Origin of the sequence: Methylobacterium brachiatum (genome assembly GCF_020523825.1) — a bacterium.
GTDB lineage: Bacteria > Pseudomonadota > Alphaproteobacteria > Rhizobiales > Beijerinckiaceae > Methylobacterium > Methylobacterium brachiatum.
In genome coordinates this window covers 18,128-34,695 of the sequence record NZ_JAJALK010000017.1, presented here as the reverse complement: position 1 = coordinate 34,695, position 16,568 = coordinate 18,128, and the positions used below count along the sequence as shown (strand labels likewise).

The window sequence follows — 16,568 nt, the reverse complement described above, 5'->3', positions numbered from 1 at the left end:
GCCCTGATGTCGCGCAGGCGCACGGAGTGATGCCCCGCGGCGGGGTTGAGGAGAGGATCGAACGAATGGCAGCCACGACCGCAAGTGCCGCGAACTCGACGCCGCTGGAGCGCGACGCCCGCCTTGTCAACGCGCGGGAGCATCGGATCCGGCCCGGCGAGATCGCCGTGGGCGTCATCATCGGGCGATCGTCGGAGTTCTTCGACTTCTTCGTCTACGCGATCGCCTCGGTGCTGGTGTTCCCGTCACTGATCTTCCCCCACGCCGACGCGCTGACCGGCACGCTGTACTCCTTCGCGATCTTCTCGCTGGCATTCGTTGCTCGGCCCTTCGGTGCGCTCGCGTTCATGTGGGTCGACCGCAGGCACGGGCGCGGGGTCAAGCTGACTGCAGCGCTGTTCCTGCTCGGGGGATCGACCGCCGCCATGGCGTTCCTGCCCGGCTACGCGCAGGTCGGAGGTGTCGCAGCGGTTATCCTGGCCGTGTTGCGGATCGGGCAGGGCTTCGCCCAGGGCGGCACCTGGGATGGGTTGCCCGCGCTCCTGTCGCTCAGCGCACCGCCGGAGCGGCACGGCTGGTTCCGGATGATCCCGCAGCTCGGCGCGCCCATCGGGATGTTCGTGGCGAGCGCCCTGTTCGCGTTTCTGCTCGTCACGCTAAGACCGGCGGACTTCCTCGACTGGGGCTGGCGGTACCCGTTCTTCGTCGCCTTCGTGATCAACGTCGTGGCGCTGTTCGCCAGACTGCGCCTGATCTCGACTCCTGAATTCGAGCGCCTGTACGAGAGCCGCGAGTTGCAGCCGTCCCCAGTCGCCGGTCTGTTCCGCGAGGAGTGGCGGACTGTGATCCTCGGCGCATTCGCTCCTCTTGCGAGCTTCGCGCTGTTCCATCTCGTCACCGTGTTCCCGCTGTCGTGGGTGGTCCTCACGTCCAGCGACGCGCCGCTGCACTTCCTGGTGATCGAGCTTGTTGGGGCGGCCGTTGGGTTGCTGACCGTCGTCTTGTCCGGGCTGATCGCCGATCGGATCGGCGGCCGGACGGTGCTCGGGTTGTCCGCCGTGCTGATCGGCGCCTACAGCGGCTTCGCCCCCCAACTGCTCGACAGGAGCGTAGCGGGCGAATGGACCTACGTGCTGCTCGGCTTCGGGCTTCTGGGGCTGGCCTTTGGTCAGTCCTCGGGCGCGCTGAACGACAGCTTCTCGTCTAAGCATCGGTACACGGGCGCGGGCACGACGGCGACGGCCGCGTGGTTCATCGGCGCCGGCTTCGCGCCGCTTGTCGCCCTGCTGCTGGCTAGCAACTTCGGGCTGATCTCAGTGGGGGCCTACCTCCTCTCTGGAGCGGTCTGCACGCTCCTGGCGCTGGCACTCAACGGGAGCGGGGGGCGTACATCGTAGTGGCTCGAAGCTCCCGCTGCGTGACAGAAACATCTTGGTGCCGAAGCGCCGCGATCCACCCCGTCTGCTTCACGCCACTAATTGCTAGAAACCGGACAAACAGCTTTCGGCCGGCTTCGGTCGGCCCCTTCGCGCCCGTCTCATACCAACTTTCACTGATCAGAACTCATGGGTCCAGGCGCGCAGGCCGATGGACATGATGCGCCAGGGCTGGTCGATGAGCTTGTTCCAGGCATCGCAGCAGTGGTCGAGGATGGCCTCGTATGAAGCAAAGATCCGGTTGCCGAGCCAGTTCTCGCGGATGAACTGCCAGAGGTTCTCGACTGGGTTCAGTTCGGGCGAGCGGGCTGGCAGCGGCAGCAGGGTGATGTTGGGCGGGATCACGAGCTTCCGGGTCATGTGCCAGCCCGCCTGATCGAGCAGCAGCACGGCGTGCGCGCCGGGGGCGACGACCCTGGCAATCTCGGCCAGGTGCAGGTTCATCGCCTCGGTGGTGCAGCGAGGCATGACGAGCCCGGCTCCCGTGCCACGAGCCGGGCAGATTGCGCCGAAGAGGTAGGCGGAGGCGGTGCGCTGGTCCTTCGGGGCTGAAGGCCGTGTACCCCGGCGTGCCCAGCGGCGCGTGATGGTGTTCTTCTGCCCGACCCGGGCCTCGTCGCAGAACCAAACCTCTATCGGCTTGCCACCCGTAGCCCGCGCGATCTCTGCCAGGCGGGCGGGGAAGGCTTTTTAAAAGCAGGGATGGCGTCCTGATCTTGAGCGTGATGGCGGGGACGGGCTGAGAGCTTCCGGTAGCCCATGCTCCGCAAAACTCGGCTCAGCGTCTGCTCGGAGACCGAGACCCCGTGGTCCTCGAACAGGATCTGAGCCAGATCGATCAGCCGCCAACGCACGACCCCGTGCGCGGCTGGCACCGGACCTTGCTCGACCAGGGCCTTCAGCACGGCACGCAGATCCGCGTTCAACCGCGGGCGGGCACCGGGAGCCTTGCCGCCGATGAGCCCATCTGGCCCATCAGCGTTGAAGGCGAGCACCCAGTCCCGCACCGTCTGAAGCCCGACCCCGCCGAGAGCGGCCGCCTCGGAGCGCGAGCCGCCTGCATAGATCGCCGACAGAGCCAGCAGGCGGCGGGTCTGATCCGGGTCGCGCGAACGCTTCGCCAGGACACGCAGGGCCTCGGCATCGTAGTCCGGCCGTAGTGGCACAGGAGCGGCCATCCCATCCTCTCAGGCTTCAAACCCGAGGACAGAATCACAGCCCCTTCCGCACCGCTACCCAGCGTGAGTCCGGCTCAAAGAGACTTGGTATCAGTCGGCAAATCCTGAGGAGCGGCGTCGCCCTCGTAATTGCCGAGGATGCCGAACGGCGGGTCTGTGAACCAGATCGATCCGTCAGACTTGCAGACAATGTCGTTGGGCGAATTCAGCCGCTTGCCGTCGTAGCGGTCGGCGATGACGGTGGTGTTGCCGTCCGGTTCGAGCCGCGTCACCCGCCGGCCACCATGCTCGCAGGTGAGCAGCCGGCCCTGGCGGTCGCGGGTGTGACCATTCGGATAGCCAGCCGGTTTCCGGGACTCATCGACCATACCGGTGGTCTCGTGCCAGCGCAGGGTGCGGTCGTTCGGAATATCCGACCAGATCAGGCAGCGCTGGTCTGCCATCCAGACGGGTCCCTCGCTCCAGCGGGCCCCGGTCCAGAGCCGCTCCACCCCGCCGGCGTCCAACCGGTAGCGGGCGAAGCTCGGGTCGAGGATCTCGAAGGCCGGGTCGGGGTAGCGCACCGTGTCGTCCCAGCGCGCGGCCGTTGGCCAGGTGGCTAGGAGCGAGGCGGCTCCGACCGCAAGCGTTGCGAAGCCTCGGCGTGTGGATGTCGTCACCGTCCCGTCTCCCTGTCCATTCATGCCCAGGATGCCCTGATCAGGCTCACAGCAACGCGCGCCGCTCTTCCTCCGACAGTGCCATCAGCGGCGGGCAGAGGCGCAGCCAGCCCTCTTCGCCCGTGGCCTTCGCCAGCAGCGCCTTGATCGAAGCCATCTGACGGGGTCCCACCGTGCGCTCGCGCTCGGCAACCACGCGGGCCTGCGCCGCGGCGACGGCGTCCGCCTGTGCCGGATTGGCATAGTTGCGGTAGACGAAGGCGAGATCGGCCGCACAGAGATTCGACGTGGCGGTGATGCAGCCCGCGACGCCCTTCGGCAGCAGAGGCAGCAGCAGCGGGTCGGCACCGGTTAGCACCGCGAAGCCGGGGAAGCGGTCGATCATCGCCAGGTGATTGGCGAGGTCGCCGGACGAGTCCTTGATGCCGGTCACGGTCTCCGGGTAGCGCGCCCGCAGCCCCTCGATCAGGTCGTGGGAGATCGGCACGCCCGAGACCTGCGGGATGTGGTAGAGCACGACCCGAAGCCGCGCATCGCCGATCCGCTCGATCACCTCCGAATAGGCCGCGAACAGGCCGTCATCGGTGACACCCTTGTAGTAGAACGGCGGCAGCATCACCACGCTGGTCACGCCGTGAGAAAGGGCGTGCCGGGTCAGGTCGATCGTCTCTGAAATCGCCGCGACGCCCGTGCCGGGCATGAGCTTCTCCGGGCCGACGCCGCCCTCGACGCTGGCCTCCAGCAGCGCCTTGCGCTGAGAGAGCGACAACGAGTTCGCCTCGCCAGTCGTGCCGAGCAGCGCGACGCCGTCGCAGCCCTGGGCGATCAGTCGCTTGGCATGGGCCACGAACAGCCCGTGATCGGGCGCGTAATCGGCCGTCAGCGGCGTGGCGGCGGCGCAGAACACGCCGCGGGGGTAAAGGGCGGTGGTAGTCATCGCGGGGGCCTTCAGTAGGCGGCTCGGTAGAGCGCGAGGATGTCGGCGCGGCTCATGTCGCGCGGGTTGTTGTCGAGGAGCCGGCGGATAGCGTGGGCTTCGCTCGCCATCTCCTCCAGATCACCCTCCGGCAGGCCGATACGCGACAGGCGCAGCTCCAGGCCGAGGTCGGCGCAGAAGCGGGTGGCATGCTCGCGCACGGCGGCTTCGTCGGCGCTGGCCGGGGCGCCTAGAGCTTCAAGCACAAGCTTCGTCCTCTCCGGGACGGCGGGGGCGTTGAAGGCCAGCGTGTGCGGGAAAATCGCCGCGCAGGCGAGTCCGTGGGCGATGTGGTGTCGGGTGCCGAGCGGATAGGCCACCGCATGGCCCGCCGTGGTGTTCACCGGCCCGAGACAGAAGCCGCCGTAGAGCGAGGCAAGCGCCAGCCCGGCGCGCGCCTCGCGGTCGGAGCCATCGGCCACCGCCCGGGGGAGGTAGCGCCCGACGAGGCGGGTGCCTTCGAGCGCGTAGAGGTCGATCGTCGGATGCGATTTGCGGCTGGTGAAAGCCTCGACGCAATGGGCCATGGCATCGACGCCCGTCGCGGCGGTCACGGCAGCCGGCACGGTCATGGTTAGGTCGGGGTCGATCACCGAGAGGTCGGCCAACATGTGGCGGCTCTGCACCGCGAGCTTGGCCTGCGCATCCGGATCGGTGACGAGGGAGCGGGTGCCGGCCTCGCTGCCAGTTCCAGCGGTGGTCGGGACCTGCACGAGGCCGGTTTGGCGGCCCGCGACCTTCTCTGGCCCGACCACGTCCCGCAAGCTCTGGCCGCTGCCCGGCAGGACCGCGACGAGCTTGGCGAGGTCCATGGCGCTGCCGCCGCCAAAGCCGACGACGAGATCGGGCCGAACCTCCTCCGCGAGCGCCAGGGCGGCCTCGAGGTTTGGGATATCCGGCTCGGGCTTCACAGAGCCGAATACGGCCACCTCGCCCGGCAGCCCGAGCAGGTCTACCCGGCTAGCGTTGAACGCATCTGCCACCACGAGAGGACGTCGGTAACCGCGCTCAGCGGCGAACCGGGCGACGCGAGACAGCGTGCCCGCGCCGAAGGCGATCTCCTGCGGCCGGATGAGGTCGATTGGTGCGGCGATGTCCATGGCGATCCTCAAGCGGCTTGGCGGTTGGCGGCCAGGCGCTCAGCGAACTCGATCGCCTCGATCAGGCTGCGCTCGTTGGCGATGCCCGTGCCGGCGATGTCGAAGGCGGTGCCGTGATCGACCGAGGTGCGGATGATCGGCAGGCCCAGGGTGATGTTCACCCCCGACAGATCCATCCACTTGCCGGTCGCCGGGTCGATCTCGAAGCCGAGGAGCTTCACCGGGATGTGCCCCTGATCGTGGTACATGGCGATCACCGCATCGTACTGGCCGGCGCGCAGCTTCACGAACACGGTGTCGCCCGGCACCGGCCCGTGGATGTCGAGCCCGTCGGCGTTGGCCGTCTCGATCACCGGGGTGCCGACATCGATGTCCTGGCGCCCGAACAGGCCGCCCTCGCCGGCATGGGGGTTGAGCGCCGCCACGGCGATCTTGGGCTTCGCGAGGCCGAGCCCCTTGAGGGCCTTGTCGGTGAGGTCGATGACGAGGCGCAGGCGCTCCGGGGTCAGGCGCTTCGGCACGTCCTCCAGCGCCACGTGGGTGGTGACGTGGGAGACCCGCATGTTGCCGTGGGCCAGCATCATCACCGAGCCGCGCACGCCGGTCAGCTCCGCCAGCATCTCGGTGTGGCCGGCATAATGGTAGCCGGCCTTGTTGAGCGCCTCCTTGTTGAGCGGCGCCGTGACGATGCCGCCGATCCTGCCGGCCATGGCGAGGCGCACCCCGGCCTCGATCGCCTTGTAGGCGAAGCGCCCCCCATCGGCCGAGAGCCGGCCCGGCTCGATCGGCGCGCCCTCGGCATCCGCCTGGAGGCAGCACAGGGCCGGCCAGTCGCCGTCCTCGGCGACCTCGGGGATCTGCTCCGGCAGGAGCTTCAGCGCGGCCTCGGCGCGGCGCAGGGCCGGGGCGCTGCCGATGACCATCAGGCGCAGGTCGCCCGCGGCGATCCGGTCCTTCAGGCGGGCCGCGGCCTTGACGATGATCTCCGGGCCGATGCCGGCCGGATCGCCCATGGTGATGGCCAGGTGTTGGGTCACGTGCCGCTCCTGTCGTGCGGGAAGCCGTTCTGGTGAAGGAGGTCGCGCCAGACGCCGGGCGCGCCGAAGGCGCCCGATTTCGACACCACCGCGAGCCCATCCCAGCGGCCGCCGCGGAGCGTCGAGCGTGGAAGGCCGGGTGCGATCTCCCCGGTCACGTCGAAGCAATCGACGGACAGGCCCAGGCAGAGTGCCTTGAGCGTCTCGCCTCCGGCGACGAGAAGGGTCCCCGGCCGAGGGATGCCTTCAGTCAGTCTTGCGAACGCGCTCCCGATCTGGCCGCTGGCAGCCTCGCGGGTCGTGCCGTGGGGCAGTTCGAGGCTCGCGAGCACCGCCCCGTCCCGGGCCAAGCGGTCCATGATCAGATCCGGATGCCTCGCCCTGTGCGGTAGAATAAGCCGCAGGGCGCCGCAGGCCGCGAGCTGCACCTCAGTCTCATCCCGGTCGGAGCCGAACAAGCCGAGCACCGGGCCTTCCAGGCGTGTATCGCCTGGTCGCTTCGTCCCCCTGGCCAGGGCGGCGGCAAGGCCGCCGCTGCCGCACCACAGGACCGGGCCGCTCGCCGGCAGGGCCGCGATGGCGGCGAGGTCTTCGTCCGTCCGGGCATCGTAGACGGCGACGCCGTCCACGGACCCGTCCTTCACCGACGCCCGGCGGGCGGGGAGACCGGCCTCGCACAGGGCCTGCGCGATGTCGGCCGAGACCGGGAGCCAATCATCGGCCTGCCTTGCCTGCTGCCGGCTCTCCACCGTCACCCGACCCTGGTAGGGGAAGGCCGGAGCCACGATGCAGCGCTGCCAGCCCCCCGCCTTCACCGTGGCTGCGAGCTCAACCGCCCAGGGACCGCGCAAGAGGCTATCGAGCTTCTTGAAGGCGATGTCCGCACCGTCAAGCAGGGGGAGGAGGCCGCCCGTGATCCGCACGGCCTCCTCCGGTCCGCGCTCGCGCGTTCCGGAATCGACGGCCAGCGACCCCGATGCACGATCTGGCAGGATCTCCGGCCACACGACCGGGATGGTGCCACAGAGGCCAGTGAGCCCGGCCGCCGTGTCCAGCGTCCCGGTCAGATCGTCGGCGATGAGGCGCAGGGTCGGCATCGGGCCCTGCGTCAGGCCTTAGAGGGGTTGGCGCCAGCAGCCAGGACTTCGCCCTCGGCCTCGTCGTCACGGCTCTTCAGCGGCGCGATCTCGCCGACGATGAACAGGTACGAGCAGGCGCCGACGATGCTGAGCGTGCCCGCCACCGCCAGGGGAACCACGAAGGATCCCTTGGTGATCGAGACCATCACGCCGGTGAAGGTAGTGAGCGCGATACCCGCGATATTCGAGGCGAAGTTCTGGATGCCGGAGATCGAGGCGACATGGGCCGGCGTCGGAGCGACGTCGCCCGGCAGCGTCCAGATGTTTGCGCCGGCGAAGGCGAGACCAGAATACGAGATCGCCAGCAGGGTCAGGGCCGCCGCGTCGCCCGGAACGAGAGGAGCCAGCGCCACAATGGAGGAGGCGAGCAGGCCGCCGACGAGGCAGGTCTTGCGGGCGGCGGTAAGGCTCCAGCCCCCCTTGAACAGGCGGTCGGAAAGGTAGCCGCCAAGCCAGCCTGCCGGGATCGCAACGAGGCCGGGCAGCAGCCCAAGCGTGCCGAGCTTGGCCAGCGAGAAGCCACGGGACTCGGTGAGGTAGGATGGAAACCACGTGGTGTAGAAGTAGATGACGAAGTTCAGGCAGAAGAACCCGATCATCATCCCCCAGATCGTCCGGTAGCGGAACAGTTCGGCGTAGCGGATCTTCTTGACGCCGGCCTTCACGGCATAATCGGCCTCAAGGACGGCGAGCTGCTCGGCCGAAACGGCGGAATGGTTCTTCGGATCGCGGTAGACGAGATACCACACCACCATCCACACGACGCCGATGCTGCCGGTGACGAGGAAGGCCTCGCGCCAGCCGAAATTGGCGATGAGGAAAGCTACGAGCGGCAGGGTCATGGCCGAGCCGACGCGGGAGCCGGAAGCCCAGATGCCGGTGGCGAGGCCGCGCTCGGAGCGGCGGAACCATAGAGACGTAACCTTGGCGTTCACGGGGTAGCAGAACGCTTCGCCGATCCCCAGCACCATGCGGCAGGCTATAAGCGAGGCGACACCGCCCGCGAAGGCTGTGGCCAGCGTCGCCACCGACATGATCAGCGTGGCGACCGTGTAGGTCAGGCGCGAGCCGAACTTGTCGATCAGCCAGCCGCCTGGCAGCTGCATCAGCACGTAGGACCAGAAGAAGGCTGACAAGATTAGGCCCATCAGAGCCGGATCGATCCCATACTCCTTTTGGATCATCGGCACGGCGACGCCGAGGTTGGCGCGGTCGATGTAGTTGATGGCGACTGCCAGAAAGCACATCAGCACGATGAGCCAGCGCTGCTTCGGCAGCGGAAGCGATGTCTGTCCCGTCACGGCGTGCTCCTCCGTCTTATCGTTGTTCGGCGCTTCAGATCTGCTCGGCCTTGTCCATCAGAACCTTGCCCGGGTTCATCAGCCCGCTGGGGTCGAGGACGCCCTTGATCGCGCGCATCAGGTCGAGTTCCAGCGGGTCGGCCACGCGGGCGAGACGGCCTCGGTTGGACAGACCGATGCCGTGCTCGGCGCTGATCGCGCCACGCTGGAGACGCGTTTCGTCGTCGACGATGCCGTTTATGAGCGCCACAAGCCTCTCGGCCTCGGCGCTGTCCGCGATTTTGGCGCGGTCGATCAGCGCACAGACATGGATGTTGCCGTCGCCGATATGGCCGTGCATTGCTACGCGGGCGTGCGGCACCGCCTCTTGGATCCGCTTTTCGACCTTGACGGCGAAGGCAGCTTGCCGGTCGAGCGGCACGGCGCTGTCGTGGGAGACGACGAGGCCGGAGCGCTTGTTGCCTTCCGAGACGCTGTGGCGAACCCGCCAGATCGCCCTGGCCTGCGCCTCGCTGGAGGCGACCAGCGCGTCGGAGATCAACTCCTTCTCCAGGGCCTCGCCCAGTGCCGTCTCAAGGGGCGTCGTGAGGTCCGCGCCAGCCAGCGTGTCGGTGAGTTCGATGATCAGGTACCAGGGCGCGTCCAGGCTGAACGGGATCGCGGTGTCCGGAACATGGTCCCGGATTGCCTCGATCTGGCTCCGGGACATGATCTCCAGTGAGCCCAGCCGATCTCCGACATGGGAGCGCAGCAGGGCCATGGTCTCCAGCGCCTGCTCGACGCCCGGCAGCATGGCCAGCGCGGTGACCGAGATACGTGGCTTGGCGAAAAGCTTGAGCACGGCGCCCGTGATGATGCCAAGCGTGCCTTCCGCGCCGATGAAGAGCTGCTTCAGGTCGTAGCCGGTATTGTCCTTCCGCAGGGCGCGCAGGCCGTCGAAGATCCGGCCGTCCGGCAGCACCGCCTCGATCCCGAGAACCAGTTCACGCGTCGGCCCGTAGCGCAGGACGGCCGTGCCACCCGCGTTGGTGCCGATGTTGCCGCCGATCTGGCAGGAGCCCTCGGCCCCGAGGCTCAGGGGGAAGTAGCGGTCCGCCGCATCGGCCGCGGCCTGGATGTCGGCCAGCACGCAGCCGGCCTCGACGGTGATGGTATTGGCGAGCGGGCTCACCGCACGGATCGCCCGCATCCGATCCAGCCGGATCACGATGTTGCGGCCCGGCGCCGTTGGGGTGGCGCCCCCACATAGACCGGTATTGCCGCCCTGTGGGACGATAGCGATGCCCTCGCGTTGTGCGAGGGCGACGACCTGCGATACCTCGGAGACGTTGCCTGGCTTCACCACTGCATCGGCGTGGCCGTGATAGCGCTCGCGCCAATCGGTGATGTAGGGGGCGAGGTCGCCTTCCGGCCCGATCACGTTTCGCGGGCCGACGATGGCGGCTAGGCGATCAATCAAGCCCTGAGCATCACTCATGGCGACCTCCCATTGAGCCAGGGTCTGCCCCGGCGTCAAACCTGTTATAGAGTTGTAAGTCGATTACGCGGCCTTACAGAACAGGTCAAGGAGTTTTGGCCGCCAAATTCCAGACAGGTTCACGGAGCCAGTGCACGCTTCGAGATGGCAGTTACGGATAGCCGATGCTGGGAGCGGGTCCTTGCGGGTCCGCAGCAATCTTACATCTCTTTTACAAGTTGGATGACTGGGGCGCCGGGATATGGCAGATTGGAGCTTCCTCGAACCGATGGGCTGCCCTTGTGGCAGTGCGGGAACGGCTAGACAGTGACAGCACCCTTAGCCTCAGCACCGGAGGCGCTAACGCCTCGCCCGACGAGTCTGGTGGATACCGTCTACCGGGCGCTCCTCACCGGCGTGGCGGACGGTACCTACGCCCCGAATGATCGTCTGCCGAGCGAGCATGATCTGGCAGGCCAGTTCCGGGTCTCGCGCCCTGTGGTGCGCTCCGCCCTCGATAGATTGAGGCGCGAAGGCACCATTGTGTCCCGGCGCGGTGCGGGAAGCTTCGTCCGGTCAGCTGAGGCGAAGCAGGTTCTGGGATACGCGCCGGTGGAGAGCATCGCCGACATCCAGCGCTGCTACGAGTTCCGCCTGACCATCGAGCCCGACGCTGCCTTCCATGCCGCGCTGCGGCGGGACAATTCAGCACTCAGGACCATCGAGGCCGCCCTAGACCTCCTCGCGGCGGCGACGCGCCAGGAGCAGCACCGGGAGGATGCCGACTTCTCGTTCCACCACGCGATCACGGAGGCGTCGAACAATCATTATTACGCGGCCTCGCTCCAGGCGCTGCGCTCTCACGTCGCGGTCGGCATGAAGATCCACGGTCTGTCTTTGCTCGGACCGAGTTCCGGCCTGAAAGGCGTGCTCGAAGAGCACGAAGCCATTTTCCGTGCGATCCGGGATGGTGAGGCCGAGGCGGCGCGCAACTCTATGGCCGCGCATATCTGCACATCGCGGGATCGCCTTTTCGAAGGACGCTTGCTTGACCTCTCGCTGTGAACTCAGGGCGCCTGTCCAGCGGATCAATACTATGGAGTGAGATGCCCGAGCCGAGTCCATAAGGGCTCGTCCGCTTTTGCGGCAAACCTTCTCCGAAGCGGACGGGCTGCAATCGGCCATACTACGCCACGCTAAATCTCCGGAGCTCGCAAGATCAGATATTCGGCCTTGCGACCATTTCGGTCATCCGAAAGGATTAAGGCATTTCCTGAAAACGAACACAGGCTGGAAAGCTGTCATCTCAAGAATTTCTCTAGTTTCGTTCAGTTGAAGCCGTAGAGCGTTGCAGGATTGTCGACCAGAACCTGCGTTCGTGCATGTTCGTCGGGTACCCATTCGGCCAGAAGATCCAGCAGCCGAGCGTCGTCGGGCATGTGCTTCTCGCCCCTGTGCGGCCAGTCGCTGCCCCAGACCATCCGTTCCGGGACGGCCGTTGCGAAGGACTTCGCGACTGTCGTGGCATCGGCATAGGTGGGCGGTCCGAGCACGGTGTTAAGGTAGGCGCCCGACGACTTCATCCATGTCCGGCAGCCGTCGAGCAGCCGGCGCACGACGGCGTAGGCGGGATGACTCACACCCTAGACCGGCGGGAGCCGCGCCAAGAGGTCGATGACGAGGGGTGTCGGCAGACGCCGCAGCACGGGCTCCAGTCCCACAATCTGTTCGCCGGTCGCGTAGATCTGGACGTGCCGGCCGAGGGGCCGGACCTTGCAGGCCATCGCCTCCAGACGCTCGGCGGTAGTCGCGCCCCAGGATTGCGGCGTGCCGAAGTTCACCCGGATGCCCACCGCGCCCTGTGCCGCCATCACTCGGAGTTCGGCATCGGTGATGTCGAGATCGACCACCACCGCGCGGGCCGAGGAGTCGAACTGCGCCACGCTGTCGAGGGTCGCGCGGTTGTCGGTGCCGTAGGTCGAGGGTGTCACCACCACCCGGCTCGTCCCAAGGCGCGCCTGCAGGCGGCGGTAGGCGGCGACATCACTGTCCAGCACCGGCTGACCCTACCAGTGAGGCGAGGCCGAGAAGCGAGTCGACAGGATGTGGATGTGGCAGTCGCAGGCACCCGGTGGCACGCGGATCGAGGGCGGCTCCGTTCCCGTAGAGAACGGGATGTCGACCCCGACGGCTGCCGAACGGCCACGGAAGCTTTAGACCGCGGTGAGGGTGAGAGCGCTGCCACTCTTCAGGATGCTCCAACGGGTTCGGGGGCTTGATCCATCGTTGTGGCCCTCGGCGAGTACGAGCGCGTTCAGAAATCGTAGAGCTTGGCCGGGTTGGCTACGAGAATCCTGTTTCGCACCGCCTCGTCCGGGGCCCAGTTCGCTAGAAGGTCGAGGAGCACGGCATCGTCAGGCTTGGCATCGGCAGGCGAGGTTGGATGCGGCCAGTCGGTCCCCCAGACGAGGCGCTCGGGGGCGAGCTGCACGTAGGCGCGGGCGAGGCGGCCGCGATCTGCGTAGGTTGGCGGTTCAACCTTCGAGGCGATGTAGGCGCCGGTGAGCTTCACCCAGGCTCCGTGCTTCTCGATCAGGTCGGCGATGACCTTGAAGCCCGGATGATCGGGCCCGGCAGGCTCCGGCAGGTGGCCCATGTGGTCGAACACGACCGGGACCGGCATGCCCTTCAGGGTGTCGGCCAGCTCGACGATCTTGTCGCCGTCGGACACCAGCTGAATGTGCCAGCCGAGGTCGGCGATCTTGAGGGCGACCGGCACCATGTCGGTGATCAGCGCACCGCCCGGCAAGCGCGTCCCGAACCGCACGCCGCGGATGCCGATTGCGTCCCCGATTTTGGTTTCCGCTTCAAGCTCTGGCCTGCTCACGAACGCCAGCAGGCCGATGAACAGGCTCATTGTGAACCCACGGACACCCACAGCAGTGCAAAGCCGTACATGCCACCCCACGTCACCGTTGCGGGGCGCTGAACCAGCTCAAGGATGGTTACTCTATATTAGCTAGCGGGTTGGTCCGTCGCGGACGTTGATCTTACAGTCCAGGGCGAGCATGCGCCTTGAGCTGTCATGGCCGGCCGTTAGTCTGCCTGGGCTGACGCTAGACTCGCATGTCGATCGAGAAAGCGCTTCAATACCGTCGCGCATTCGCGTCCGTGAGAGAACGGAAGGCCGTGGCGTGCGTGCGCGAATACCTGCATTTCTGAATTATGCAGCCGACCATGCAGGTCAGCCATCAGCGCCACGGAGATAAACGGGCTCGAATCGGGGTGTAGTAGAAGCACGGGCATGGACAATCGAGATACTTCCGCCGCGATGTCGACCGCAACGAGGGCCTTCAAGGTCTCTCGAATCGCGCCGGACTCACAAGCCGCCTGCTGAGCCGCAAACCATAACTCCATGTCGGGCGGCAGCGTGTCCGGGAAGAAACGCTGCTCCATCATATGATTTGACCACGCCTGCACGCCGCCTTCGCTAAGAAGGCGCTCCCAAATGCCTGTGGCAGCGATGGAAGAGCCCACATGGGCCGCATTTGAGATCGTGAGTGTCTCGACACGACCGGGCGCGCGGAGGGCTACCATGAGAGCGATCGTGCCCCCGTACGACTCCCCGACGAGATGGAAAGTCCTCGCCTTGACGGCATCGGCCAACGCGAGGACGTCGTCAACGCGGCTTGGCGCCGACCAACTCCTCTCGTCCTCGGTTGCTGGGAACGCGCCCCAGCCGAACATGTCGAAAAGGATGATCCTGTGGGCGCCCGCAAGGATTGGGATCCACTGCCGCCATAGATGCCGGTCTACGCCGACGCCATGATGGAAAATGATCGTTCCCGCGCGCGTGTTCCAAGGCGGAACAAAATCCACGATCTCGTAGTCTAGGGTGCGCCCATCATTCCGCAGCTTCGGCAACGCGCCCTCTCATCCGCTCTTGGTGTAGGTGCGTCGGGGCTGCTCCGGAGAGGCAGTCCATCGCGCGAAAAACCCATCTACTGTGGCGAGATTCCGTCCTAGTGTTGTCGGGACAGATACCGCCGCGATGAACAGGAGATCATACAAGATCACAGCAAATAACGCCGTTGCACTCGCCAGCGGCCTTACCGCCTAAAGCTAGTCGATAAAGGTCGGGAGGAAGTCCGTAGCGGTGATCGCGCCGGTGACACCCTGAGCGCCGGCGACGATGATTTTTCTCTCCTGCTCCATCCAGGCATCAGCCGTTCGCCTCATGGCTTGTCGCGCCCGCCGATGAAGGCTCGTACCGCATCCCGATGCTCGGGCGTCGCGGTGACGACCGCGTAGTGCGACGAGATCAGATCGAGGTTGGTGCGCAGGTCGTTGCGCATGCCCTGGTAGACCGCGCGCCTGATCAGGCTCAGGGTCAGCGGCGGCGCCTTGGCGATCTTGCGCGCCAGTGCCGCGACGGCCGGCATCAGGTCCGCGTCGGCGTGGACGCCGTTGACGAGGCCGATCCGCAGGGCCTCGTCGGCATCGACGAAATCGCCGGTGAAGAACAGCTCCAGCGCCTTCGCGGTCCCGACGAGGCGGGGCAGGAAGTGGGCGCCGCCCGCGCCCGGCACCAGGCCGACGCGCACGTAGGTCTCGGCGAAGCGGGCGCTCTTGGCGGCGTAGCGCAGGTCGCACATCAGGGCGAGGTCGAGGCCCGCGCCGGTGGCCACCCCGTTCAGGGCGGCGATCACCGGCTTATCGAGATCTTCCAGCGTCAGCGGAATGCGCTGGATCCGCCCGTGGAGCTCCTCCTTACGCCGGGCCGGCGGCTGGTCGAGGCGCTCGCCCATCTCGACGATGTCGCCGCCGCTGCAGAAGGCCGAGCCCGCCCCGGTCACGACGACGACGCGGATCGCTGTGTCGGTGCGGCAGCGCTGCAGGGCCGCCGTCCAGGCTTCGATCATCGGGAAGGTGAAGGCGTTCTTCCGCTCGGGCCGGTTCAGCGTGATGGTCGCCACCCCGTCGGCGACGGAGAACAGCAGGTCCTCGCCCCCGCCGTGGGCCTTGGTCTCGGCATTCATCGGGCAGCCTCCAGGGGCGCGGTGTCGGGATCGTCCGGCGTGTCGATCAGGGCGGCGATCTCCGCCGGGTCGAGCCCGGCCTCGGCCAGGACCTCGGCGGTGTGCTCGCCATGCCGGGGGGCGTGGCGGCGGATCGCGAAGCGGCTGCCGCTGAACGAGACCGGCCGGCGCATGGTGCGGTAACGCCCCTCGCTCGGGTGCTCGGCGCTGCCGAAGAAGCCCACTGCCTTCAGGTGCGCGTCCTCCGGCAGATCCTCCAGACCGAGGACCGGCATGCACGGGATGCTCACCGAGTCGCAGAACGCCACCCATTCGGCGGTGGTCCGGCGCGGCGCCTCCTCCTCGACCAGCGCGTAGAGGATCTCGATGTTCTCCACCCGCACGGCGAGCGGCGCGAAGCGCGGATCGTCCACGAACTCGAGCCGGCCGGTATGGATGAAGAAGTCGCGCCAGTTCCGGTCGGAATAGGGCAGGATGCAGGCGTAGCCGTCCCGGGTCTGGTAGGGCTTGCGCTTCGGGCTCAGCACCCGGTTGAAGCCCGGCGGCCCCAGCGGCGGCTCGAAGGCGTAGCCGACCATGTGCTCGACGAAGTTGAACTCCACCATGGTCTCGAACATCGGCACCTCGACCGCCTGCCCGCCGCCCCCGGCCCGGCGCTCGTAGAGGGCCGCGAGGATCGCGCAGGCGATGGCCTGACCGGCGATCTTGTCGCACAGCACCGTGGGCAGGTAGCCGGGCTGGCCGGTGACGGTTGTCTGCAGGGCCGCGAGGCCCGAGCCCGCCTGGATCAGGTCGTCGTAGGCCGCCTTGTGGGCGTAGGGCCCGTCAGCCCCGAACCCGTAGGCGCCGCAGAAGACGATGTCGGGCTTGAGCGCGCGCACGCGCGTGTAGCCGTAACCCAGGCGCAGGATCGCGTCGGGCCGCATCGAGTGGACGAAGACGTCGGCCGTGGCGATCAGGCGGTCGAGGGCGGCCCGCGCCGCCGCCCGCTTCAAGTCGAGGCGGACGCTGCGCTTGTTGCGGTTGAGGTGCAGGAAGTTGCCGCCCATCCCGGTGCCCCGGGCCGGCCGGTAATGCCGGAAGGAATCGCCCTCCGGCGTCTCGATCTTGATCACGTCGGCTCCGAGATCGGCGAGGATGTGCGTCGCCGAGGGCCCCATGATCACGCTGGTCAGGTCGACGACCCGCACGCCCGCGAGCGGCCCGGCCTTGTTCGTCTCGGCGGAGTGATCCGGCACGCACAGCTC

The 16,568-nt window shown here is 67.2% G+C and carries 12 protein-coding genes and 3 pseudogenes; 2 read left to right on the top strand and 13 right to left on the bottom strand.

Features of this window, described 5'->3' with window-relative positions; all coding sequences use genetic code 11:
• Window positions 1-65: 65 nt before the first annotated feature.
• The gene (locus tag LGR69_RS26425; RefSeq protein WP_230367905.1) at window positions 66-1,397 is read left to right on the top strand and encodes an MFS transporter; all 1,332 of its coding nucleotides are present in this window, start codon (window positions 66-68) and stop codon (window positions 1,395-1,397) included.
• 159 nt (window positions 1,398-1,556) lie between these two features.
• On the opposite strand, the pseudogene LGR69_RS26420 reads toward LGR69_RS26425, so the two are convergent.
• From LGR69_RS26420 to LGR69_RS26385, 8 genes and pseudogenes are all read right to left on the bottom strand, one after another.
• Window positions 1,557-2,652: pseudogene (locus LGR69_RS26420) on the bottom strand (IS630 family transposase).
• A gap of 60 nt (window positions 2,653-2,712) precedes the next feature.
• Window positions 2,713-3,177: pseudogene (locus LGR69_RS26415) on the bottom strand (SMP-30/gluconolactonase/LRE family protein); the annotation flags it as partial.
• Between the two features lie 142 nt (window positions 3,178-3,319).
• On the bottom strand, window positions 3,320-4,210 hold the full coding sequence (locus LGR69_RS26410; protein WP_230367904.1) for a dihydrodipicolinate synthase family protein: 891 nt from the start codon (window positions 4,208-4,210) through the stop codon (window positions 3,320-3,322).
• 11 nt (window positions 4,211-4,221) lie between these two features.
• Window positions 4,222-5,349, bottom strand: a complete 1,128-nt coding sequence (locus tag LGR69_RS26405) for an iron-containing alcohol dehydrogenase (RefSeq protein WP_230367903.1) — start codon at window positions 5,347-5,349, stop codon at window positions 4,222-4,224.
• Window positions 5,350-5,357: 8 nt separating this feature from the next.
• Window positions 5,358-6,386 carry a 4-hydroxythreonine-4-phosphate dehydrogenase PdxA gene (gene pdxA, locus LGR69_RS26400; protein WP_230367902.1) on the bottom strand — a complete coding sequence of 343 codons (1,029 nt, stop codon included), beginning with the start codon at window positions 6,384-6,386 and terminating at the stop codon, window positions 5,358-5,360.
• On the bottom strand, window positions 6,383-7,483 hold the full coding sequence (locus LGR69_RS26395; protein WP_230367901.1) for a four-carbon acid sugar kinase family protein: 1,101 nt from the start codon (window positions 7,481-7,483) through the stop codon (window positions 6,383-6,385). Before LGR69_RS26395 ends, pdxA begins: the two co-directional genes overlap by 4 nt.
• Window positions 7,484-7,494: 11 nt before the next feature.
• Entirely contained in the window at window positions 7,495-8,826 is a 1,332-nt protein-coding gene (locus LGR69_RS26390) for an MFS transporter (RefSeq protein WP_230367900.1), read from the bottom strand.
• Window positions 8,827-8,860: 34 nt separating this feature from the next.
• Entirely contained in the window at window positions 8,861-10,342 is a 1,482-nt protein-coding gene (locus tag LGR69_RS26385) for an FAD-binding oxidoreductase (protein WP_230367899.1), read from the bottom strand.
• Between the two features lie 324 nt (window positions 10,343-10,666).
• On the opposite strand from LGR69_RS26385, the gene LGR69_RS26380 reads away from it, so the two are divergent.
• Entirely contained in the window at window positions 10,667-11,347 is a 681-nt protein-coding gene (locus tag LGR69_RS26380) for a FadR/GntR family transcriptional regulator (protein WP_307355869.1), read from the top strand.
• A gap of 263 nt (window positions 11,348-11,610) precedes the next feature.
• Here the strand turns inward: LGR69_RS26380 and LGR69_RS26375 are convergent.
• The 5 genes and pseudogenes from LGR69_RS26375 to LGR69_RS26355 form a co-directional block, all read right to left on the bottom strand.
• A pseudogene (locus LGR69_RS26375) lies at window positions 11,611-12,339 on the bottom strand (amidohydrolase family protein).
• 257 nt (window positions 12,340-12,596) lie between these two features.
• Window positions 12,597-13,199, bottom strand: a complete 603-nt coding sequence (locus tag LGR69_RS26370) for an amidohydrolase family protein (RefSeq protein WP_230367897.1) — start codon at window positions 13,197-13,199, stop codon at window positions 12,597-12,599.
• 179 nt (window positions 13,200-13,378) lie between these two features.
• Window positions 13,379-14,206 (bottom strand): alpha/beta fold hydrolase, encoded by an 828-nt coding sequence (locus LGR69_RS26365; RefSeq protein ID WP_230367896.1) that lies wholly within the window; start codon window positions 14,204-14,206, stop codon window positions 13,379-13,381.
• Window positions 14,207-14,517: 311 nt separating this feature from the next.
• Window positions 14,518-15,321 carry an enoyl-CoA hydratase/isomerase family protein gene (locus LGR69_RS26360; RefSeq protein ID WP_230367895.1) on the bottom strand — a complete coding sequence of 268 codons (804 nt, stop codon included), beginning with the start codon at window positions 15,319-15,321 and terminating at the stop codon, window positions 14,518-14,520.
• Window positions 15,318-16,559, bottom strand: a complete 1,242-nt coding sequence (locus tag LGR69_RS26355; RefSeq protein WP_230367894.1) for a CaiB/BaiF CoA transferase family protein — start codon at window positions 16,557-16,559, stop codon at window positions 15,318-15,320. The genes LGR69_RS26360 and LGR69_RS26355 overlap by 4 nt, the downstream gene beginning before the upstream one ends.
• Window positions 16,560-16,568 lie beyond the last annotated feature (9 nt).

What these genes read in the sequence shown, in the direction of transcription:
- LGR69_RS26425 (WP_230367905.1), top strand. Translation starts at nt 66, where the DNA reads ATGGCAGCCACGACCGCAAGTGCCGCGAACTCGACGCCGCTGGAGCGC.
- LGR69_RS26410 (WP_230367904.1), bottom strand. Translation starts at nt 4,210, where the DNA reads ATGACTACCACCGCCCTTTACCCCCGCGGCGTGTTCTGCGCCGCCGCC.
- LGR69_RS26405 (WP_230367903.1), bottom strand. Translation starts at nt 5,349, where the DNA reads ATGGACATCGCCGCACCAATCGACCTCATCCGGCCGCAGGAGATCGCC.
- LGR69_RS26395 (WP_230367901.1), bottom strand. Translation starts at nt 7,483, where the DNA reads ATGCCGACCCTGCGCCTCATCGCCGACGATCTGACCGGGACGCTGGAC.
- LGR69_RS26370 (WP_230367897.1), bottom strand. Translation starts at nt 13,199, where the DNA reads ATGAGCCTGTTCATCGGCCTGCTGGCGTTCGTGAGCAGGCCAGAGCTT.
- LGR69_RS26360 (WP_230367895.1), bottom strand. Translation starts at nt 15,321, where the DNA reads ATGAATGCCGAGACCAAGGCCCACGGCGGGGGCGAGGACCTGCTGTTC.